Annotated in this window: 17 protein-coding genes; 8 read left to right on the forward strand and 9 right to left on the reverse strand. The window is 70.4% G+C overall.

Features of this window, described 5'->3' with window-relative positions; genetic code table 11:
• Window positions 1-4: 4 nt before the first annotated feature.
• The 7 genes from ACQEVI_RS11125 to ACQEVI_RS11155 all read right to left on the reverse strand — a co-directional run bounded on the left by ACQEVI_RS11125 (window position 5) and on the right by ACQEVI_RS11155 (window position 6,551).
• Window positions 5-181: a methionine/alanine import family NSS transporter small subunit gene (locus ACQEVI_RS11125; RefSeq protein ID WP_432898263.1), complete on the reverse strand. Its 177-nt coding sequence runs from the start codon at window positions 179-181 to the stop codon at window positions 5-7.
• Window positions 178-1,740 carry a sodium-dependent transporter gene (locus ACQEVI_RS11130; protein WP_432898266.1) on the reverse strand — a complete coding sequence of 521 codons (1,563 nt, stop codon included), beginning with the start codon at window positions 1,738-1,740 and terminating at the stop codon, window positions 178-180. Before ACQEVI_RS11130 ends, ACQEVI_RS11125 begins: the two co-directional genes overlap by 4 nt.
• A 48-nt stretch (window positions 1,741-1,788) precedes the next feature.
• Entirely contained in the window at window positions 1,789-3,048 is a 1,260-nt protein-coding gene (locus tag ACQEVI_RS11135; protein ID WP_432898269.1) for a D-arabinono-1,4-lactone oxidase, read from the reverse strand.
• 40 nt (window positions 3,049-3,088) lie between these two features.
• A complete protein-coding gene (locus ACQEVI_RS11140; protein ID WP_116677346.1) occupies window positions 3,089-3,436 on the reverse strand; it encodes an STAS domain-containing protein in 348 nt (115 codons plus the stop codon).
• 324 nt (window positions 3,437-3,760) lie between these two features.
• Window positions 3,761-4,228, reverse strand: coding sequence for an aminoacyl-tRNA deacylase (locus ACQEVI_RS11145; protein WP_432898273.1), 468 nt, complete (start codon window positions 4,226-4,228; stop codon window positions 3,761-3,763).
• Window positions 4,229-4,299: 71 nt separating this feature from the next.
• The gene (locus ACQEVI_RS11150; RefSeq protein WP_432898276.1) at window positions 4,300-4,629 is read right to left on the reverse strand and encodes a DUF2087 domain-containing protein; all 330 of its coding nucleotides are present in this window, start codon (window positions 4,627-4,629) and stop codon (window positions 4,300-4,302) included.
• Complete coding sequence (locus ACQEVI_RS11155; protein ID WP_432898279.1) at window positions 4,626-6,551, reverse strand: D-alanyl-D-alanine carboxypeptidase family protein; 1,926 nt, start codon at window positions 6,549-6,551, stop codon at window positions 4,626-4,628. Before ACQEVI_RS11155 ends, ACQEVI_RS11150 begins: the two co-directional genes overlap by 4 nt.
• 315 nt (window positions 6,552-6,866) lie before the next feature.
• On the opposite strand from ACQEVI_RS11155, the gene ACQEVI_RS11160 reads away from it, so the two are divergent.
• The 3 genes from ACQEVI_RS11160 to ACQEVI_RS11170 all read left to right on the forward strand — a co-directional run bounded on the left by ACQEVI_RS11160 (window position 6,867) and on the right by ACQEVI_RS11170 (window position 8,737).
• Window positions 6,867-7,136, forward strand: a complete 270-nt coding sequence (locus ACQEVI_RS11160) for a hypothetical protein (RefSeq protein ID WP_432898282.1) — start codon at window positions 6,867-6,869, stop codon at window positions 7,134-7,136.
• A gap of 200 nt (window positions 7,137-7,336) precedes the next feature.
• Window positions 7,337-7,828, forward strand: coding sequence for a hypothetical protein (locus ACQEVI_RS11165; RefSeq protein ID WP_432898285.1), 492 nt, complete (start codon window positions 7,337-7,339; stop codon window positions 7,826-7,828).
• Between the two features lie 171 nt (window positions 7,829-7,999).
• Window positions 8,000-8,737 carry an HNH endonuclease family protein gene (locus tag ACQEVI_RS11170; protein ID WP_432898288.1) on the forward strand — a complete coding sequence of 246 codons (738 nt, stop codon included), beginning with the start codon at window positions 8,000-8,002 and terminating at the stop codon, window positions 8,735-8,737.
• A gap of 27 nt (window positions 8,738-8,764) precedes the next feature.
• Here the strand turns inward: ACQEVI_RS11170 and ACQEVI_RS11175 are convergent, their stop codons facing one another.
• Window positions 8,765-9,379, reverse strand: coding sequence for a hypothetical protein (locus tag ACQEVI_RS11175; RefSeq protein ID WP_432898291.1), 615 nt, complete (start codon window positions 9,377-9,379; stop codon window positions 8,765-8,767).
• Window positions 9,380-9,630: 251 nt separating this feature from the next.
• Here ACQEVI_RS11175 and ACQEVI_RS11180 point away from each other — a divergent pair, with 251 nt between their 5' ends.
• The 5 genes from ACQEVI_RS11180 (at window position 9,631) to ACQEVI_RS11200 (ending at window position 18,173) form a co-directional block, all read left to right on the forward strand.
• Entirely contained in the window at window positions 9,631-11,157 is a 1,527-nt protein-coding gene (locus ACQEVI_RS11180) for a glycoside hydrolase family 76 protein (protein ID WP_432898294.1), read from the forward strand.
• Window positions 11,158-11,265: 108 nt separating this feature from the next.
• On the forward strand, window positions 11,266-16,017 hold the full coding sequence (locus ACQEVI_RS11185) for a DUF3418 domain-containing protein (protein ID WP_432898297.1): 4,752 nt from the start codon (window positions 11,266-11,268) through the stop codon (window positions 16,015-16,017).
• 88 nt (window positions 16,018-16,105) lie between these two features.
• Window positions 16,106-16,303 (forward strand): PspC domain-containing protein, encoded by a 198-nt coding sequence (locus tag ACQEVI_RS11190; protein WP_377141573.1) that lies wholly within the window; start codon window positions 16,106-16,108, stop codon window positions 16,301-16,303.
• Window positions 16,304-16,394: 91 nt separating this feature from the next.
• Window positions 16,395-16,583 carry a PspC domain-containing protein gene (locus ACQEVI_RS11195; RefSeq protein WP_116677359.1) on the forward strand — a complete coding sequence of 63 codons (189 nt, stop codon included), beginning with the start codon at window positions 16,395-16,397 and terminating at the stop codon, window positions 16,581-16,583.
• Between the two features lie 150 nt (window positions 16,584-16,733).
• On the forward strand, window positions 16,734-18,173 hold the full coding sequence (locus tag ACQEVI_RS11200) for an alpha-amylase (protein ID WP_432898301.1): 1,440 nt from the start codon (window positions 16,734-16,736) through the stop codon (window positions 18,171-18,173).
• 118 nt (window positions 18,174-18,291) lie between these two features.
• On the opposite strand, the gene ACQEVI_RS11205 is transcribed toward ACQEVI_RS11200, so the two are convergent.
• On the reverse strand, window positions 18,292-20,727 hold the full coding sequence (locus ACQEVI_RS11205; RefSeq protein ID WP_432898304.1) for an esterase-like activity of phytase family protein: 2,436 nt from the start codon (window positions 20,725-20,727) through the stop codon (window positions 18,292-18,294).
• Window positions 20,728-20,793 lie beyond the last annotated feature (66 nt).

Below are 20,793 nucleotides of genomic sequence, written 5' to 3' on the forward strand. Positions count from 1 at the left end.
TTGCTCAGGTGTCGTGCTCGACGGGCTCGTCCGGCCGGTCCTCCGGACCGCCCTCGTGCTGCCAGCCGTGCGGGAACTCGGTCCGCTCGGGCCGCCGGACGAGGGCGACGATGCTCGCCGCGAGCCCGCCCCACACGATGACGAGCGAGACGACCAGAAGGGCGATAGCTTCGCCGGTCATGACTTACCTCCGTAGGTGGGCCACGCATCGAACTTGTCGGGCTCGACCCGCCACCGCATCAGGGTGAGCACCAGGGCCCCGACCACGAGGACGACGACGGTGCCCCACCCCGCGAAGCCGAGGTACGTCGCGTCGTACTCCTCGTACGGCTCCTGGATCAGGCTGACGATGCGCGAGACGAGCATGTAGGTGAGCACGACCGGTCCGAGCACGATGATGCAGAAGGACCACCAGCGGCCCACCTGGAGCGTGGAGACCGAGTTCAGGTGGAACCGCATCTCCTCGGAGCGCCGCAGGATCCACCCGACGACCACGGTGGTGACCACCGCGGAACCGACGATGCCGATGTTGTTCGCCCAGTTGTCGACCGTGTCGAGAGCGATCAGGCCGGTGGTCGTGGAGAACCCCACCACCGAGATCACCGCCGCCACGATGCCGATACGAAGTGCGGCCCCCTGGCGCGTCCAGCCGAACTTCTCCTGGAACGACGCGGAGACCACCTGGAGGATCGACAGCAGGGACGTGAACCCGGCCATCACCAGGGAGCCGAAGAACAACGCCCCGAAGAGCGCCCCTGCCGGCATCTGGGACACGATCGCCGGGAAGGTGACGAACGCGAGGATGGGTCCTGTGATGCCCTCGAGCTCTGCGATGGCCATGCCCTGCTGGTTCGCGAGGAAGCCGAGCGCCGCGAACACACCGATGCCGGCGAACACCTCGAAGCCGGAGTTGGCGAACGCCACGACGAAGCCGGGCGAGGTCAGGTTGGCGCGGCGCTTCCGGTAGGAGGCGTACGTGATCATGATCCCGAACGCGATGGAAAGGGAGAAGAAGATCTGGCCGTAGGCCGCGATCCACACGTTCGGATCGGTGATCGCGCTCCAGTCCGGCGTGAACAGCGCGTTGAGACCGTCGGCGGCGCCCGGCAGCGTCAGGGACCGGATGACCAGAGCGCCGAAGGCGACGAACAGCAGCGGGATGAAGATGAAGTTGACCTTCTCCACGCCCTTCGCCACGCCGGCGGCCAGCACGACGATGGCCGCCACCCACACGAGGACCAGCGGGATCAGCACGGCGGAGACGAAGTCGAACGTGAACCACGGGTCCGCGCCGCCGACGTCGGCCAGCTGGAGGTAGCTGCCGGTGAAGAAGCCGGCGGTGTCGTCACCCCAGCTCAGGTCGAACGAGTACACGAAATAGCTGAGCGCCCAGGCGATGATCACCGCGTAGTAGACGGCAATCACGAAGCAGATCATGACCTGGAACCAGCCCAGTCCTTCCAGCCAGCGCTTGACCCGGCGGAAGGCCAGCGGTGCCGAACCTCGGAACCGGTGCCCGACCGCGTAGTCCAGCAACAGGATCGGGATGCCTGCCGTCAGCAGGGCCACCAGGTAGGGCACCAGGAACGCGCCCCCGCCGTTCTCGTATGCCACCCCCGGGAAGCGCCAGATGTTCCCCAGCCCGACAGCGGAGCCGATAGCGGACAGGATGAATCCCAGCTGTCCGCTGAACTCCTCCCGCTTCTCGGGCTGCGCGGTTGTTCTCTGCGCGTCGCTCATACGTTGATCCTCCGAGAAAATCGCCTTGAACGCGATATCGTTGCCATATCAATTTCCTTCCGTGAGCAGCTTCTCGACGTACCCACCGCGGAACTTGCCCGTCGGGTCCAGGCGCGCGGCCAGATCCGCGAAGTCCTCGAAGCGCGGGTAGAGGCCCGGGAGGTCCGCCACGGGGACCGTGAACAGCTTGCCCCAGTGCGGGCGCGCACCCAGCGGCAGGAGCGCCGCCTCCAGCTCGGGCAGCAGCTCCCGCACGGCAGGCCAGTCCTGCTGCCAGGTGAAGTGGAACGCGATGCTGTCCTCGCCGGTGGTGCTGAGCCACTGGTCGTCGCCGGCGATCGTGCGGATCTCCGAGGTCAGCAGCAGCGGCCCGATCCGGTCCCCGAGCGCCCGCAGCGCGCGGACGGCGTCAGGCCCCGCCGCACGCGGCAGGAGGTACTCCGACTGCAGCTCCTCGCCGAGCGACGGCATGAAGTCCAGCCGGAAGTGCGGCAGCCGCTCGAACCAGGGTCCCGGCACCCCGCCCTGCTCGGTGCACGCGACCGCCGCGACGTCCGGAAGGGGGTGCATGGGCTCGGTCGCCGGTGCGGCCCCCAGCTCGACCAGGAGCGTGGGCGCCTCGACGCCGGTCGAGACCTTCGACTTGCACCAGACCATCCGCACATCGGGCTCGAACCAGCTCGTGAAGACGCTGACGGAGTACGCGCTGCCCATGACGGCGTCGAGGTTCTCGAACAACGCGTCCCAGGGCAGGCCGGTGAAGACGTCCTGGCGCACGTCGAACGTCGGGACCGTCGCCAGCTCCACGCGCGTCACGATGCCGAGGGCGCCGAGCGCCACCACGGAGCCCGGGAAGTCGGCGTCGCCACGGCGCACGACCAGCACCTCGCCGGAGGCGGTCATGAGCTCCACCCCGACGACGTCGCCCGCGAGCGAGCGCGTCCCGTCGCCCGAGCCGTGGGTGCCCGTGGCGACGGCACCGGCCACCGAGATGTGGGGCAGCGAGGCCATCGCACCCAGGGCACGGCCCTCGGCGTGCAGGCCGGACGCGACCTCGCCGTAGCGCAGGCCCGCACGGACCGACGCGACGCCCGTCTCCGGGTCCACCTCGAGGGACGGCCTGCCGTCGTCGAGCAGGTCGAGCTGGACGTGCACGCCCGTCGTGTCGGCGACGTCGCAGAACGAGTGGCGCGAGCCGAGGGCCCGGACGCGGGGCTCACCGGCGACGATGCCGGCGAGCTCCGCGAGGGTCCGGGGACGTTCGATGCGCTCGGAGGAGTAGGTGAGGTTCGCTGCCCAGTTCTTCACCGGACAAGGGTGCCACTCCTCCGACTGGTTCGGTTCCGGCTCAGGCGCTGGCGGCAGCGCTGCGGACCACCGGGATCCGTTGACTGATGCCGACCATGTCCAGGACCTCCATCACCACGGCGGACGGCTCACGGAGCAGTACGGGCGAACCCGTCTCCTCACCGAGCACGAACACCTGCAGGATGAAGGCCACCCCGGAGGAGTCGATGAACGTGACATCCCGCGCGTCGACGATGACGGGGTCGGGATCGGGTCGTGCTGCGAGCGTGGCCATCGCCGCGCTCGCGTTCTCGCGCAGCAGCGCGTCGATGTCGCCCCAGAGGGTCAGCACCGTGCCCTCGTAGGTGTTCCGGCAGGCGATACCGGATCCCGGGCGACCGGGAACCATGTCCTGCGCTGAGTCTGACGGGAGAGGGTCCATGGGGTCATTCGCTCCGTCCTGCATTGGTCGGGCCTCGACTTCGTTAGACACTGACTTACCAACCGACTTTCAACGGCGACCTTGCACTGGCGACCTTGCACTGGCGGCTTGGACTCTTCTTGGTGCTCCCTGACCGCTCCTTGGTCGGGAGGGGCAAGAATTGCCTAGGGTGAGTGTTCACCCGGCACCTGGCTTCCGTCCACCCCCCAGGCGTTACGGTCACGTTGCACGGAAGCGAACTGCCGGCCTCCGCACCCTCGCGGGCCTGCTCGATCCCGGTCCGAGAACGCCTCAGACCGGGTCGGTCACGTCCGCAACCGTGGCGTCGAGCGCCGTCGTGAGATCAACGGCGTCAACCGTGGCACCCACACCGTGAGCGCCTCCGCCGATCGACACCGGACCTGGCTCACTGAGCCGGGAGTCCGCGACGACGGGCCACCTGTGGAACGACCCGAACGGAGTGATGGTTCCCCTCTCATAGCCCGTGACCTCGAAAGCGACGTCCTTGCTCGGCATCGAGAGCCGGGAGACGCCGAGCAGCGCACGCAGCTTGGGCCACGAGATCTGCCGGTCACCCGGGACGAGCACGAACAGGTAGTCCTCGTCCGCCCGGCGCACCACGATCGTCTTGATCAGCTTCGCCGGCTCGACCCCGCGCGCGGCGGCGGCCTCAGCGAGGCTAGCGACCTGACCGTGTCGCGTCATCTCGAACGGGATACCCGCCGCCTCGAGCGCTGCGACGGCACGTTCTTCAGTCATGAAATTTCCTATCCCGAAAAGACGAGTCTTCGTTGTCTCGACATATGGTCAAGACTTCGCCCTGGGGCAGCTCAGAGGTCGTACTCGGTCCGTTCGGTACGCCAGTACTCGGCTCCGTCCCGGGTGCGCTGCACCAGACCGTGGTCGACCATCGCACGCCGCATGCCCACCGGGTCGTGCGCGACCTCGTGCAGCCGGTCGGTCAGCTCGCGTTCCGTCACCGGCTCCAGCAAGGTGGGCAGCACCCGCGCCGCCAGGTAGCGGGTCACCGCCACCTTGTCGCGCCACCTCCGCGGCATCGACTCGAGCCGCCCCGACCGCAGGAACCGCAGCGGGTCGCCGGCGGCGCCTCCCGGAGGAGACGCCGCGGGCCGGTCGTTCGGGGCATGCTCCGCCGTCATGTGGCGATCAGTCCTCGCCGCCTGACCAGGCTGAGCCTCTCGGGACGGCTCGCCGACAGAGCTGCCGCCGTCACCGTGGCCGAGGTCCCGTCGCCGCTCGCGTCCGTGGACCCGGCGCTCTCCGTGGTCTTGTCGGCTTCCGAACCCTCGTCGGGCGCGCACGGGTCGTCCGCAGGCTCCTCGGCCCCGGTGCTCGGCGCGGGCGTCGGCTCGGGGCTGACGCTCGGCTCGGGCGACGCGCTCGGCGCCGGTTCAGGGTCGCCGTCCGGGCAGGTCGGGTCCGACGGCGACGGGCTGGGTGACGGGCTCGGCGAGGACGGCGACGGGGTCGGTTCCGTCGGAGTCGGCGCCGGGGTCGGCTCCGTCGGAGTCGGGGTCGGAGTCGGAGTCGGTTCCGTCGGAGTCGGGGTGGGCGTGGGCGTCGCCGACGGCGTGGGTGTCGGCTTCGGCGTCGCCGACGGCGTGGGTGTCGGCGTCGGCTTGGGCGTCGGCTTCGGCGGCTTCTGCGACGGCGGGTTGTCGCCCGGCCGGTCGGACGGCTTCGAGGCCGGCGGCTTGTTGCTCGGCTTCGGGTCGAGCGAAGGCTTGTAGCGCGGGGTCGTGTCGTCCGACGGCACCCAGGTCCCGACGTCGGACGGGTCGATCGCACGGTTCGGGATCGAGCCGGCAGCGAAGAACTCGAAGTGCCACGGCTCCGGCTTCGACCCGTCGAGCTGGGCCCACGACGGGTTGTCCCAGCCGTAGTCCGGGCCGTGCAGCCGCAGCCAGACGTACTCCGGTGAGCGGCCGCCGGCGATCGGGTTGCCGAGGTCCACCGCGATGCCCCAACCGTGGTTCGACGTACCGGGGATCGCGGCGAGGTGCGGCTTGATGCCGGCCAGGGTGACCTGGGCCTCGTAGGAGCGGTAGGAGTCGGTGATCGGGATCGGGTAGCCGAACTCCTGCTCGAACAGATCGCTGAGTGCCGTCAGCCGTTCTGCCGCGTCACAGCGCAGCATGTGGCCGGACGCGAACTCCAGGGGGCACAGCACGTCAGTCGGGATGCGGCCGTTCGCGTATCCGGCGGTGGTCCCGCCGAACATGCCCACGACGTCGAGCAGGCTCTCGCGCAGCGAGAAGCCCTCGCGCTGCCCGGCCCCGTCCACCTCGACGAGCGCGTTGGGCACCGACGGGTCCAGCATGTTCGCGAGCCGTACCGCGGCGATCACGACCTCGTCGTAGGTGATGTAGCCGGCCGTCGGGTCCTCGTCGTGCGGGTCGATCACCGAGGTGCGCTCGTTCGACACCTGCACGGCGGGCGGGGCCTCGTCGTCGGTCCCCGGCCCCGGGCGGGGCTCGCGCTCCTCGGGCTCGCGCTCGGGGTTGTCCTGCTCGTCGCTGTCCTGGGCGTCGTTGTCCTGCTCGTCGCTGTCCTGGGCGTCGTTGTCCTGCTCGTCGCGCTCACGGTCGGCATCCGCAGCCGGATCCGCCGCGTCCTCCTGGGCGTCGCGCGCCACCGGCGCGTCCTCGACGCGGAGGCCCTTGTTGTTCTCGCCGAAGGCCAGCTGCTGCATCTGGTACGTCGTGTAGAGCATGCCGAGCTCAGCGGCAGCCTGCGCGATCGTAGGGCTGAAGTTGGGCCCCTGTTCCTGCGCCTGCTCCTCGGCCCGCTCGAGGACGGCGACGATCTGGGCGAGCGTGACGCCGTCGGGAGCGGTCTCCGTCTCACCGACCGTGACGCTCTGCAGCAGCCCGTAGAGCCTGATGGGCAGCTCGCCACCGTTCCCACCGGCGAGGTGCGAGGCGGGGACGCTCGCGGAAGCACTGAACAGCACGCCCACCGCGATGACGCTGGCGACCGCACCGGTCCAGGCGGTCCGGAAGTACTTGCGCAGACCCGCGCGGGAGTCGTGCGGACTTGGCTTCTTCGCCTCGTCGTTCACGCGTCGCCCCCTCGGTCGGTGCGCCACTTCGTGGTGCGGTACGTGCGTCTTGGTCCTTGCACAGGCCTATCACGCCCAGGTGAACTCGAGCGGCGTAATTGTCGGCCGCCCAGGGTGAACCGGTCCCCAGGGTCAGGCGCAGGACCCTGGGACGGATGACACCCCATGATCGCCAAGGGTAACGATTCGGGCGTACGGCGCAATGAAACCTTTCGTGGACATCTCGTGATGCCTCACACTTGCCCGCGTCCCAACGGGCGCACCTGCGTCCGCAGTCGAACGGCCGGAACAGTGGCCGTGAAAGGAAAGTCCCTCATGAGCGAGACCACGAGCGCCCCCGCCGACCAGGGCACGGCCCAGGACCCGAAGGCCAACACCCTGGCGATCGTGGGCTTCATCCTCGCGTTCGTCGCGCCCCCGATCGGGATCGTCGTCTCGGCGATCGCCGTCTCGAAGGCCGGCAAGGCGGGCCTCGACAGCAAGCTCTCGAAGTGGGGCCTGGGCCTCTCGATCGTCTTCACGGTGCTGTACCTCGTGCTGTTCGGCCTCGCCGGCTACGCGGCGATCACCCTCCAGGCGGCCTGACCCGCCGAGACCGCCCCGGGCGCCGCGACGTGCCCGGCAGCGCGACCATGCGTACCCAGCAGCGCGGAGGCTGCCGTTCCCGAAGGAGCGGCGGCCTCTGCCGCTTGAATGGCTGGTACCGGTCTATCCAAGACCATTCGGATACTCCACAATATGGCCTGACATTTCCTAAAACCTGCAACCAGGGGAGCACTACCGACATGACCACGCCCGACACCACGACTCCCGAGGCCGCTGTCGACCAGAGTGCGGCAGCCACCGCCACCGAGGTCGTGGAGACCGAGCCTGCCGCGCCGGAGGCGACGTCCGAGGCGAAGGCAGAGGCCGAGGCCCCCGCAGCCGAGACGGCGCCCGTCGAGACCGCTGCCGCGACGTCTCCTGCCGAGGCCGTCACCGAGGCAGCTGTGGCCGTAGCGACCCCCGTGGCCGCCGAGACCGCGGTCGCCGCGCCGGCTGCCGCGGTCGAGGAAGAGGACCCGCAGACCGCGGTCTTCAGCCTCCTCACCTTCTTCCTGGCAGCCCTGCCCGTCATCGGCGTCATCCTGAACGCGATCGCCGTCGCGCGCGCCGGCAAGGAGGGCTTCGACCTGTGGCTCGCTCGCTGGGGCCTCGCGCTCGCCATCATCGAGACGCTCGGCGCCCTCGCCCTGGTCGGCCTCGGCTACTACCTGGGCGTGCTGAGCGCCGGCTGAACCGCCTGAGCCGCCGGACCCCTCAAGGCCCGCCTGCACGCGGTCCCCTCGCGCGGTCTCCCCGGACCCGCCGCGAGCGGCCGGTGGAGGCGGGCCTTGCGTCGTGGAGCGACATGGCGGACTATGACGACAGACCGGGTGAAATTTCGCTAACCGTCACATCATGGTCATTTGGACGACACCGCCCAGGTCGACGATGAACGCGCCCTGACCGGTCTCGCGAAAGGTCTGCCCATGCCGCAGCTCGTCGTCCAGCACGAACCTCGGCGAGAGCCTCGCCACCGCCTGATCGCAGCGGTCACCGCGCTGGCGCTCGTCGCACTGCTGATGGTGGCGTTCCCGCAGCGGGCAGGCGCCTACCCGCCCGGACTACCCACCAAGGCGGTGGCGCAGTCCGAGCTCAACGCGCTCACGGTGCGGGCGGAGAGCGCGTCCACCCCGTACGACCGCACCCTGTTCCCGCACTGGATCACGGTCAGCGGCTGCACCACCCGCGAGACGGTCCTCCAGCGCGACGGCGAGGACGTCGAGGTCGGCAGCGACTGCTACCCGACGTCGGGCAGCTGGTACAGCGAGTGGGACGGGCTGACGGAGACGGCGCCGTCGGACATCGACATCGACCACGTCGTGGCCCTGTCCGAGGCCTGGGACTCGGGCGCCAGCGAGTGGACGACGAGCCGTCGGCAGGACTTCGCGAACGACCTCACCGGCCCGCAGCTGATCGCCGTCACGGACAACGTGAACGTCTCGAAGAGCGACAAGGACCCCGCCGAGTGGGTCCCTCCGCTCACCAGCTCCCACTGTGCCTACGCGAAGATGTGGATCCGCACGAAGTACCGCTGGAGCCTCACCCTGGACTCCGCGGAGAAGTCGGCGCTGCAGCCGCTGCTCAACACCTGCTCGGCCTGACCGGCCCCGTCCGCCACCGCGGTGCTGTCAGACCCTCAGGTCATTCCGGTGACCTGAGGGTCTGACACGGACGTACGACAGTGCCGCGTAGAGCGCCTCCTCGGCGTCGCGCGCGGCCTCGTAGGCGTCCTGACAGGCGGCGTAGCCCGCGCAGGCGACGTCGAGCACGGCTATCGCGGCCGAGGAGGCGGCTTCGGTTCGTTCCGGGTCGGCGCCGACACCGGCACCCGCGCCCGCGCCCGCGCTCGCGCCACCAGCCACGGTGAGACCCGTCGCGCGCTGTCGGGCGGCTTGGAGCTGCGCCAGCCCCGCACCGTGCCTGGCCTGCCCCGACTCGAGGGCCGAGGCGTAGGACTCGAGCGCATCAGCCACCGCCCCGAATCCGGGCACCCCGTCCCGGACGGTCCGGGCGCCGACCCGGAGTGCCACGGGATCCCCGTCCGGCGAACGGCTCACTGCCGCGTCCCAGTCGGACGCCGTGGTCCGCAGGTCGTCGATCAGTCCCTCGACGTGCTCGGGCGCGTCGCTGTGCTCGAATGCCTGTCGGATGCGGCTCAGACCGTTGATCCGGCTCTCGCACAGAGCGGCGAGCTCACGGGTCGTCATGCCGGCCCGTCGCTGGCTGGTCAACCTGTCAGTCATACCGCTCCCCTCGGGCATCCCGGTGCACGTCACAGGAATCTCAAAAGCCTACGGAAGCGACGCCCGTCGCGACATGGGGAGCCATCCCCATCCTGCGAGCGCCGGTCCCCCACCCGGGCCGCCGACGCTCTTGACCTGCTGTCCGTTCCGGGTGAATCTTGTCGGGCCGCGACTCGGGTCGTGCCGCGTCTGGTCGCTCCATCGCTCCACCACTCCAAAGACGGAAGCAAGGACGAGCACAGGGAGTTTCGATGACATCGCTGTCAGTACCCCCCGACCATCCACGCCGACGTGTCGGCGCCCGCCGCGCCGTCGCCTCGGCGACGGCCCTGGCCCTGGCCTGCCTCCTGACCGTGCCGCTCACCCCGGTCACGCGGGCCGAAGCTGTTCCGCGATCGGCAGCCGCGCCGGACGCCGTCATCTGCGACATCTACTGCGATGCCCGGGACCCCGGGCTCGCCGCGGGCGACCGCACGCCGGTGAGCGCCGCCGTCCACGGCCGGACCTTCCGGCTCCACGTCTCCGACCCCGACGTCATGGGCTGGGGCACTGTCGAGGGCGGCCGGGCGGGCGACGAGGTCTGGCTCGACCGGTCGTTCGACGGCGGCCGGACGTGGGCCTCCGGCAGCAGGCTCGGTGTCACCACGATCCCCGCGGGCAGCACGGGCTGGCGCACCCAGATGTACAACGTGGACGACTGGAACAACGCGGGGATCGGCGCCCTCCGCGTCTGCGGCAAGGCGGGCGACCGGCCGGAGATCGCCTGCACCGGCTGGGCACGTAACGACCGCAACGCCGGGAGCCGCTCGACGGCGGCCGCCACCTCGCTGATGATGCTGTGGGACCGCAACACGGGCCTGTTCGAGACCAACGGCTGGTGGACGGGCGCCAACGCGCTGACCGCCGTCATCGACAACGCCCGGATCAGCGGGATGGGCAGCTACCGGTACGTGATCGCGCAGACGTACGACAAGAACGTCAACGCGCGTGACGGCCAGTTCCGCAACGAGTACCTGGACGACACCGGCTGGTGGGGCCTCGCCTGGATCGCCGCCTACGACCTGACCGGCGACAGCCGGTACCTGAGCACGGCCCGGGCCGACGCCGACCACATGCGCGCCTACTGGACGTCCAAGTGCGGCGGCGGCGTCCAGTGGAACACCGGCATCCCGTACAAGAACGCCATCACCAACGAGCTGTACATCCAGCTCAACGCGGCGCTGCACAACCGCATCCCCGGCGACACCACCTACCTGCAGCGCGCCCGGGAGGGCTGGAGCTGGTTCCGCGCCAGCGGCATGATCAACTCCGGCGACCTGGTCAACGACGGGCTGAACGACTCGTGCGTCAACAACGGTCAGCCGACGTGGACGTACAACCAGGGCGTCATCCTGGGCGCCCTGGCCGAGCTGCACCGGGCCACCGGCGACGCGTCGCTGCTCAGCACCGCACGCACCCTGGCCAACGCCTCGACCAGCTCCACCTACCTCAACCCGGGCGGGGTGCTGCGCGAGGTGAACGAGGGCGACGACTGCAACAGCGACGGCGCCTCCTTCAAGGGCGCCTACGTCCGCGGACTGGGCAAGCTGAACGCTGCGCTGGGCGACCGGCCGTACAGCGCCTACCTCGACCGGCAGGCCGACACCGCGTACGCCAACGACCGTGACTCGCTCAACATGTACGGCCCGCACTGGAACGGTCCGCGGGTCCCGGTGAGCTCGGGACACGGCTGCCAGCACGGCGCGCTCGACCTGCTCAACGCGGCGCAGGCGAGCTAGGACCCGCGACGTGTCAGGCGCACAGCTCGCCCGAGCGACCCGTGCGTCTGACGCGTCGCGGGTGCCCGGTGGCAAATGACCTTGCCGTTCCTGGGAGAATGGGGGGTTGTGAGTACCGAGCCTTCTTCCACCCCGGTGTCCGACGGCGATCGCGGCCGCGCGGGCGGAGGCCGGAACCGCCGCCGTGGGCCGGGCAAGCAGGCGGACAAGCAGAACCGGCGACCCCGGCGCAGCGGGCCGCAGCGCGTCTCGACCGCGCAGCTCGAAGCGGCCGCCGCCAAGCGTGCCGCCGTCGAGGTGCCGCCCATCACCTACCCGGGGCAGCTGCCCGTCTCCGCGCGCCGCGCGGACATCGCCGCGGCGATCCGCGACAACCAGGTGGTCATCGTGGCCGGCGAGACCGGCTCCGGGAAGACCACCCAGATCCCGAAGATCGCGCTGGAGCTCGGCCGTGGACGGCAGGGTCAGATCGGGCACACCCAGCCCCGGCGGCTCGCGGCCCGTACGGTCGCGGAGCGCATCGCGGAGGAGCTCGGCACCGAGCTCGGCGGCGTCGTGGGCTACCAGGTCCGGTTCACCGACCAGTCGAGCGAGGACACGCTGGTCAAGGTCATGACCGACGGCATCCTGCTCGCCCAGATCCAGCGCGACCCGCAGCTGCTGGCCTACGACACGATCATCATCGACGAGGCGCACGAGCGGTCCCTGAACATCGACTTCCTGCTCGGCTACCTGTCGCGGCTGCTCCCCCAGCGGCCCGACCTCAAGCTGATCATCACGTCGGCCACCATCGACTCGGAGCGGTTCGCCGCGCACTTCTCCCCCGCGGCCCTGGCCGAGCGGGGCGGTGCCCCCGCGTACGTCACCGACGTGCTCCCCGAGCTGGCGCCGATCGTCGAGGTCTCCGGCCGGACGTTCCCCGTCGAGATCCGCTACCAGCCGCTGTCGCCGGACGAGGATCCGTCGGGAGCCGATGCCTCGCGGGCCGAGCCTGTCGAGGCCAAGGGGTCTCGACAGGCGCGACCAGGCGGAGCACGGCCAGCGGGTGGAGCACGACCAGGGGGCAGCGCCCGGGCACCGAAGAACGCGCGCGAGGAGAAGGATCTCGTCACCGGCATCATCGAGGCCTGCGACGAGCTGCTGCGCGAGGGCAACGGCGACATCCTCGTGTTCCTCTCGGGCGAACGCGAGATCCACGACACCGCCGACGGGCTCGCCGGCCACCTCAAGGAGCGTGTCCGGGACCCGAAGCATCCGCAGCACGTCGAGATCCTGCCGCTGTACGCGCGGCTCTCCAGCGCGGAGCAGCACCGGGTCTTCCAGCAGCACGCGTCGCGGCGCATCGTGCTGGCGACCAACGTCGCCGAGACCTCGCTGACCGTCCCCGGCATCCACTACGTCGTCGACCCCGGTACGGCCCGGATCAGCCGGTACTCCAAGCAGACCAAGGTCCAGCGGCTGCCGATCGAGCCGGTCTCGCAGGCCTCGGCCAACCAGCGCAGCGGCCGGTCCGGCCGTGTCGCCGACGGCATCGCGATCCGCCTCTACTCGGAGGAGGACTTCAACGGGCGCCCCGAGTTCACCGAGCCCGAGATCCTGCGCACGTCGCTGGCGTCCGTGCTGCTGCAGATGATCTCGGTGGGCGTGGTCAGCACGCCCGACGATGTCGCCCGCTTCCCCTTCGTCGAACCCCCGGACACGCGCGCGATCCGCGACGGCGTCCAGCTGCTCACCGAGCTGGGTGCGCTGGAAGAGGTCTCGACAGGCTCGACCAACGAGATGGTCACGCGGCTCACCGAGGTGGGCCGCACGCTCGCCCAGCTCCCGATGGACCCCCGGCTGGCCCGTATGGTCATCGAGGGCTCACGGCACGGCGTCGCCCGCGAGGTGGCGATCATCGCCGCCGCGCTGTCGATCCAGGACCCCCGCGAGCGCCCGGCGGAACAGCGTGCGCAGGCCGACCAGCTGCACGCCCGGTTCGCCGACCCGCGCTCCGACTTCCTCACGTACCTGAATCTCTGGGAGTACGTCCGGGAGCAGCAGCACCAGATGGGCAGCTCGGCCTTCCGGCGCCTGTGCAAGGCGGAGTTCCTGAACTTCCTGCGTATCCGCGAGTGGCAGGACGTCGTCGCCCAGCTCCGTGAGATGTCGCGGCCGCTGGGCATAGAGATGTCGTTCCAGCCGCGTCACCGTCCCGCCACCACACCCCAGGTCGCCGACACCGACGGTGACCCCTCCGCCGGACCCGACCAAGAGACGCCGTCGTACCGCCAGACGTGGGACGACGACACGATCCACAGGTCGCTGCTCGCCGGGTTGCTGTCGCAGCTCGGGATGCAGGACAGCGGCGAGGTGAAGGCGTCCGCCGTCGCGCACCTGCGTGGGGCACAGCGGGAGATCGCGCTGAAGCGAGCCAAGAAGCAGGCTCGCAACGAGTACATCGGCGCCCGCGGGGCGCGGTTCGCCATCTTCCCCGGGTCTCCCCTGTCGAAGAAGCCGCCGGTGTGGATCATGGCGGGCGAGCTCGTCGAGACCAGCCGCCTGTGGGCGCGCGACGTCGCCCGGATCCAGCCGGAGTGGGCCGAGGACCTCGCCGGTCCGCTCGCGAAGCACACCTACTCGGAACCGCACTGGTCCTCGAAGCAAGGTGCGGCGATGTGCACGGAGAAGGTGCTGCTGTACGGGGTGCCCATCGTCTCCGACCGGCGCGTGCTCTACGCGAAGGTCGATCCCGAGGCGGCGCGCGAGATGTTCGTGCGGCATGCCCTCGTCGAGGGCGAGTGGACCACGCACCACCGGTTCTTCCACGACAACCGCGCGCTCCTGGAGGAGGCCGGCGAGCTCGAGGCCCGCTCCCGGCAGCGTGGCCTGGTCGCGGACGAGGACGACCTGTTCGCCTTCTACGACGAGCGCGTCCCCGACTCCGTGGTGTCCGCCGCGCACTTCGACCGCTGGTGGTCGCGGGCCCGCAAGGAGACGCCGGACCTGCTCACCTTCACGATGGAACAGCTGGTCGGCGACGCTTCGGTCGACACGTCAGCGTTCCCCGAGGGGTGGCCCCAGGGCGAGCTCTCCCTGCCGCTCACCTACCAGTTCCAGCCCGGGTCCGACGCCGACGGCGTCACCGTGCACATCCCGATCGCGGTGCTCGCGCGGGTCGTGCCGGACGGGTTCGACTGGATGGTGCCCGGGCTCCTCGAGGAGCTGACCATCGCGACCATCAAGTCGCTGCCCAAGGCGGTGCGGCGCGAGCTGGTGCCGGCGCCGGACGTCGCGCGCGACGTCGTCGCGTGGATCCGCGAGGAGTGCCCGGCGTGGGAGGACATCGTCCGGGCCGGCGACATGGCGGAGTCCTACGTCTCCGCGTTCACGCGGGCGGTCCGCGCGCTCCGCGACGTGCTGGTGCCGCCGGAGGTCTGGGACGAGGAGCGGATCGCACGCCTTCCTGGGCATCTCCGGGTGACGTTCCGGGTGGTCGAGGAGCGCGGGCGGGGGCGGGACGCTTCGGCGATCGTGCTGGACGAGTCCAAGGATCTGGTGCTGTTGCAGCGGAAGTTGGCTTCGCGGGCTGAGGCTGCTGTGCGGTCGGCGGTGAAGGGTGCTGTGGGTCGGGCTCTGGCTGAGGCGCGAGTGGCTGGGGCGGGCGCGGAAGGCGAAGACTCTCGCGCGGACGCGTTCACGGGCCCCGGGGGGCCCTCCACTTCGGGAAGGAATACGTCCGCGCGAGGGTCTTCGCCTTCCGCGCCCTCCGTAGGTGCGTCGCCTTTGGCAGTGGGGGCGCGCAGCTCCAGTGGTGGGGTGGTTGGCGGGGGTGCCGGCGCTGGTGGGGGTGCTGGGGTTGGTGGGGGTGCTGGGGATGCTGGTGTCGGCGGTGCTGGTGGCGCTGTTGTTGTCGGGGAGCAGAGCGGGCTGACGTCTTGGCCTTCTGGGTTGGCGGACGGCGGATCGTTGCCGGTTTCGGTGTCTACCGGGGTCGGGGCCGGGGTTGTGGTGCGCGGGTTCCCCGCGCTGGTGGAGGAGGTTGCTCCCAAGGTGAAGGGGCAGGCTCGGTCCGTGGGGGTCGCGCTGCGGATCCTGGCCGACGAGACACGGCAGGATGCGCTGCACGCCGCTGGTGTTCGGCGGTTGCTGGTGTCCGAGGCTGCGCTCGGGACCGGGCGGGTGACGTCGCGGTGGACCGGGACGCAGTCGCTCACGATGGCGGCTTCGCCGTATCCGAACACCGAGGCGCTGGTCGCCGATCTGCAGCTGGCGGCCGTCGTCTCGTTGACGTCTGGTCCGGACTCGGCGCGGTATGACACGCCTTCGGGTGGGCCGGATGCCGTGTCCGTGCGGACTGCCGCTGCTTACGCCGACGCGCTGGCGTTCGTGCGTCGGCACCTGGAGGACGAGGTGTACCGCGTCGTCGGGCATGTGGTCGCCGCGCTGTCGGCGAGCCGGACGCTCGAGGCGGAGGTCCGCGCGTCGGGCAGCCTCGCGCTCCTGAACACGCTGCAGGACCTTCGCGAGCATCGCGCGACCCTCATCCACGACGGGTTCGTGTCGGCGACGCCGCCGCGACGGCTGCCGCACCTCGCACGCTATCTGCGCGCGGACTCGCACCGCCTGACGAAGGCGGCGGAGAACCCGGCACGCGACTCCGACCTCGCCTGGCGAATCGGCGACGTGACCGCGGCGTACGAGAAGGCGCTCGCCACCTACGCGGCGGGTTCCCCCGACGCCGCGCGCGCCGCCGAGCTGGCGGACGTGCGCTGGATGCTGGAGGAGCTGCGGGTCTCGTTCTTCGCGCAGCAGCTCGGCACGGACGGCACGGTCAGCGAGAAGCGCATCCGCAAGGTGCTGGTGCCGAACGGCTGGTGAGCCTCATCGCTGCGGAGGGGCTGGATCAGGGCAACACCAGGGAGTCACCGGATACCCGCCAGCCCGCGACGGACGTACCGTCGACGGCATGAGCACACCTACACTTTTCCGTCCCCGTCAGGGCCGCATGATCGGCGGCGTCTGCGCCGGTATCGCCCGCCGCTTCGGCTGGAATCCCACGACGGTGCGCATCGTCGCCGTCGCGTCGATCCTCATCCCGGGACCGCAGGTCCTGGCCTACGTGATCGGCTGGATCTTCATCCCGAACGAGCGCCAGGCGGCGTGAGACCACCCTGGGGACTCCCAGGGAAGGATCAGGGGCCGACCGGGGCATCACCGGATACACAGGCGGCCGCAACGTCCGTACCGTCGATGACATGACCACACAGACACTTTCTCGTCCGCGCCAGGGACGCATGATCGCCGGCGTCTGCGCCGGAATCGCGCGCCGATTCGGTTGGGATCCCACGCTGGTCCGGATCCTCACCGTCGCCTCGTTCCTCATCCCGGGGCCGCAGTTTCTCGCGTACATCGCGTTCTGGATCCTCATGCCCAACGAGGACTGAGTCCACACCTCCGACACGCCAGAGGCCCGGGTCTTTCACCCGGGCCTCTGGCGTGTCGCCGAATGCTCTGCAACGCTTGCAGCAAGATCCGGAAACAGCCGTGCAGCGCCGCACGTGCCTCAGCCCGGGAACACGCCGCAAGGAGCCGCTATGACGCGCCGTCCGAACGCGCCCCGACGATTGCTCGCCACCCTGACGACCTTCGCCGCCGCACTCACCCTTGGCCTGGTCGCGACCACGGCCACCCCCGCCGTCGAGCCTGCCCGGGCCGCGACTCCCGCGCACGGTGACGGTGACGTCATCCTCAACATGTTCCAGTGGACCTGGGACTCCGTCGCCGCGGAGTGCACCGATGTCGTCGGTCCGGCCGGGTTCGGCTACGTGCAGGTCTCCCCGCCCATGGAGCACGTCCGCGGCTCCCAGTGGTGGACGTCGTACCAGCCCGTCAGCTACCGGATCGAGTCCAAGCTGGGCACCCGCGCCGAGTTCGCGAACATGGTCGCCGCCTGCGACGCCGCCGGTGTGGGCGTGATCGCGGACGCCGTCGTGAACCACATGGCAGGCGCCGGCCGGTCGGGGACCGGCGTGGCCGGGACCCCGTACTCGGACGACAACTTCACGGGCACGTACAGCGCAGCCGACTTCAACGACTGCCGCACCGACATCTCGGACTACACGAACCGGTACCAGGTGCAGAACTGCCGCCTCGTCGCGCTGCAGGACCTGCGCACCGGCTCCGACTACGTCCGCGGCAGGCTCGCCGCGTACTTCGACGACCTGGTCTCGCTCGGCGTCGACGGGTTCCGGATCGACGCGTCGAAGCACGTGCCGGCGTCGGACCTGGAGGCGATCAAGTCGCGGATGAGCAACCCGAACGTCTTCTGGGTGCACGAGGTGATCGGTGCCGCCGGGGAGCCGATCCAGCCATCCGAGTACCTGGGCAGCGGCGACTCGCACGAGTTCGACTACGCGCGTCAGCTCAAGCACGACTTCGACGGGCAGATCAAGAACCTGCGGTACATCGGCGACGGCAAGCTGCAGTCGGGGCGGGCGGGCGTGTTCGTGGACAACCACGACACCGAGCGCAACGGAGAGTCGATGAACTACAAGTGGGGCGCCAAGTACGTGCTGGCCAACACGTTCCTGCTGTCCTGGCCGTACGGGTCACCAACCGTGTACTCGGGGTACGAGTTCTCGAACAATGACGCCGGCGCGCCGGGTGCCGGCGAGGCCTCCGTGCCCGACGCGACCTGCGGTGCCGGGCGGTGGACGTGCACGCAGCGCTGGACGGAGATCCGCGGCATGGTCGGCTTCCACAACGCCGTGGCGGGCACGGCGGTCACCAACTGGTGGGACGACGGCGGCAACCTCATCACGTACGGCCGCGGCAACCGCGGCTACGTGGTGCTGAACAACACGGCGTCGGCCGTCCAGCGCTCGTTCCAGACGCCGCTCCCGGCGGGCACGTACTGCGACGTCGTCGCGTCGTCGAACTGCTCGGTGAAGCGGACCGTCAACGCTGACGGCTGGTTCACGGCGACGGTCCCGGCGTACGGCGCTCTCGCGATCCACGTCGACGCGCGGGGCTGAGCAGGTCCGGGGGAAGTACTACGAATGCGGGGTCTGTTGCTCCGCGTAGATCTTGTCCACGCAGAGCAACAGACCCCGCAGACCTGTGGTCACCTCACCGGTCGACCAGCGGATCGCCTCACCTGAACAGCTTGCGAGCCTTGCCCAGGTCGAGGAACACGGTCTCGCCCGTCGCGTCCTGCACACCGTCGTTGTCCGTGACCGCGTACACGTGGCCGTCACCACCGATCGTGAGGCCCTCCAGCTTCTCCTGCGTCCACCCGTTGGTGGCACGCAGCGCAGGCAAGGCGTCGATCGCGAGCCGCTTGCGCAGCACCGGGACCGTCCCCGGACGCGGGTCGCGCTTCGGCAGGTCCACCGTGTAGACCGCCTTGAGCGCCGCCGCCGGGCCATTGAGCTTGTCTCGCTCGATCACGGCGAGCGTGTCGCGGTCCACCACCGTGATCTCGGACAGACCCACCCAGTCGCCGTCGGACGTCGGGGCGGACAGCGGGTAGCCGAACCAGGTCCACTCACCGGTCGCGACGTCGTACCGCCCGATGCGGGCGTAACCACCCACGCCGTCGTCGCTGGTCAGACCCCGCTGCAGCGCGACGAACAGGTGCTCGCCCGCCCGGTCCACGGAACCGGTCACGCCCTCGATGCCCCACTTGCCGAGACCGGCGGCGACGTCGGCGGGCAGGCTCACGCGCTCCTGCACGCGGCCCGACGACGACACGCGCACCAGCGCGTTCTCCGCACCCGTGGCGCCCTCGACGCCGAGCCAGAACCCACCGGACGAACCTCGGCCCGACGGCCGCGCCCAGATACCCTCGGCATCCAGGCCGACGGGTTCGCCGTCCTCCGTCACGACGATCTCGCGGTCGATGACCGCAGGGAGTTCCGCGCCACGCCGACCGGCGGTCGAGACGGAGAGGATCGACGTGGGCGACTTCGCGGCGTCGGTCACGGTCCACAGCCGGTCGCGCTTGCTCGGGTCGGCCGAGAGCGCGCCGAGAGCGGACCAGCCGATCGGCTTGCGCTCACCCGTCGCGGTACGGGCGTCGGCCGACACGATGGACGGGAAGGCCGGCGAGCCGGCGTCACGGGCGTAGCGGTGTCCCTTGCCGAACACCGATACGGACGCACGGACGCCGTCCTCGGCCGAGTCCTCCTCGGAGGACACGACGAGCAGGTTCCGCGACGGGACCGGCAGGATGCCCTCCGGACCGTTGGTCGTGGCCAGGACCTGCACGAACCGCGGGGAAGTCGGGTCGGACACGTCGTACACGGCCACGAAGTTGGAGCGTTCGGAGCCCACGAAGGCGTAGCGGACGCCGTCGAGCGTGGCCACCGCGAGGCCCTCGATCTCGACGCCCTTCTTGCCGGCGCGGTCCTCGTTGTGCAGGCCAACGCGCACAGCCAGCTCCTCGAGGTCCGCCCCCGCGTCCCAGACGACGTCGCCCGTCGCGGCCTCGAAGACGGTCCAGCCGCGGGTGCCGCCCTTCCAGTCGCCCTCGTTCGCGGTGGCGACGTGCTCGTCGTCGACCCAGCCGATGGCGTCGGGCTCGCGCGGGGCCGCCTCGACGGAGCCGGTCTGGTCGATGGCTCCGTCGTCGGCGGCGTCGACGCCCTCCAGCGCGACGGTGCCCGCCGAGAACACGTTCTCGAGCTCGCCGGACACGACGTCGAGCACCGCGACGCCGTTGTTCTCCTGGAGCGTCACCGCGACCCTGGTGTCGGACGGGTTGATCGAGACGTACTCCGGCTCAACGTCCTGCGGGGTGTCCAGGCCCGCGGCCGCGAGCGCCGCCACGTCGAGCGTGACGGGGCGGGTCCGCCAGGTCTGGGGGTCGGAGCCCGGGAGGTCGACGAACTGCAGGAACCCGGCGGGGGCCTGCGGCAGGTCGCCCTCCTCACCGTCGCCGGTGTCGGGGAGCACGTCCTCGTCGCGCTGGTTCTCCATGGCGATGACGGCGTGGGCGCCGTCGTGCGTGACCGCGATGGAGTCGGGCTGGCCGCCCAGGTCGATGGAGCGCACGCGGGTGCGGGTCGCGAGGTCGACGACGTCGAGGCGGCCCGACGGCGCGGTGAACGACGTCGAGCTGTCGACCACCACGAGCACGTAGTCACCGACCACGGCGACCGACGTCGGCTCGTCGTGCTCCGAGCCGAGCTCCGCGAGGGAGAGCGAGCCGAGGCCTCGGGGCGAGTCGGGGTCGCTGATGTCGACGAACCCGATGCGGCGCGCGGCCGCGTCGGTGTGGATGAGGGTCTTGCCGTCCTCGCTGACCGCGGAGATCTCGGCGACCGTCTCGTCGGCGGGGTCGGCGCCGACGGGGGCGTTCTGGAAGACGGGGTAGGTGGCGAGCCGGTGGAAGGTCTCGCCGCGACGGGCGGAGCCGAACCCACCGGTCGAGCCCGACCCGGCGGTCGAGTCCAACCCGCTCGTCGAGCTTGTCGAGACCTCACCACGCTCGGTCGGGGGAGCGGCGAAAGCCGGGAACGCGCTCAGCCCCAGTGCGAGGACGGCGCCAGAAGCTATGAATGCCGCGTGGCGGCGATCGGGAGACACAGGGGCAGGTTGACGCCGGCCCGTGGCAGCCCGGCCGACCCCCGATGACGACAAGATGGACACCGC

Source organism: Promicromonospora sp. CA-289599, from assembly GCF_050936155.1.
Taxonomy (GTDB): domain Bacteria; phylum Actinomycetota; class Actinomycetes; order Actinomycetales; family Cellulomonadaceae; genus Promicromonospora.

Excerpts from the sequence above, each read along its gene's own strand:
- ACQEVI_RS11150 (WP_432898276.1), bottom strand. The coding sequence starts at position 4,629 with ATGACGGCGGAGCATGCCCCGAACGACCGGCCCGCGGCGTCTCCTCCG.
- ACQEVI_RS11140 (WP_116677346.1), bottom strand. The coding sequence starts at position 3,436 with ATGGTTCCCGGTCGCCCGGGATCCGGTATCGCCTGCCGGAACACCTAC.
- ACQEVI_RS11200 (WP_432898301.1), top strand. The coding sequence starts at position 16,734 with ATGACGCGCCGTCCGAACGCGCCCCGACGATTGCTCGCCACCCTGACG.
- ACQEVI_RS11160 (WP_432898282.1), top strand. The coding sequence starts at position 6,867 with ATGAGCGAGACCACGAGCGCCCCCGCCGACCAGGGCACGGCCCAGGAC.
- ACQEVI_RS11125 (WP_432898263.1), bottom strand. The coding sequence starts at position 181 with ATGACCGGCGAAGCTATCGCCCTTCTGGTCGTCTCGCTCGTCATCGTG.
- ACQEVI_RS11130 (WP_432898266.1), bottom strand. The coding sequence starts at position 1,740 with ATGAGCGACGCGCAGAGAACAACCGCGCAGCCCGAGAAGCGGGAGGAG.
- ACQEVI_RS11180 (WP_432898294.1), top strand. The coding sequence starts at position 9,631 with ATGACATCGCTGTCAGTACCCCCCGACCATCCACGCCGACGTGTCGGC.
- ACQEVI_RS11190 (WP_377141573.1), top strand. The coding sequence starts at position 16,106 with ATGAGCACACCTACACTTTTCCGTCCCCGTCAGGGCCGCATGATCGGC.
- ACQEVI_RS11145 (WP_432898273.1), bottom strand. The coding sequence starts at position 4,228 with ATGACTGAAGAACGTGCCGTCGCAGCGCTCGAGGCGGCGGGTATCCCG.
- ACQEVI_RS11165 (WP_432898285.1), top strand. The coding sequence starts at position 7,337 with ATGACCACGCCCGACACCACGACTCCCGAGGCCGCTGTCGACCAGAGT.
- ACQEVI_RS11195 (WP_116677359.1), top strand. The coding sequence starts at position 16,395 with ATGACCACACAGACACTTTCTCGTCCGCGCCAGGGACGCATGATCGCC.
- ACQEVI_RS11175 (WP_432898291.1), bottom strand. The coding sequence starts at position 9,379 with ATGACTGACAGGTTGACCAGCCAGCGACGGGCCGGCATGACGACCCGT.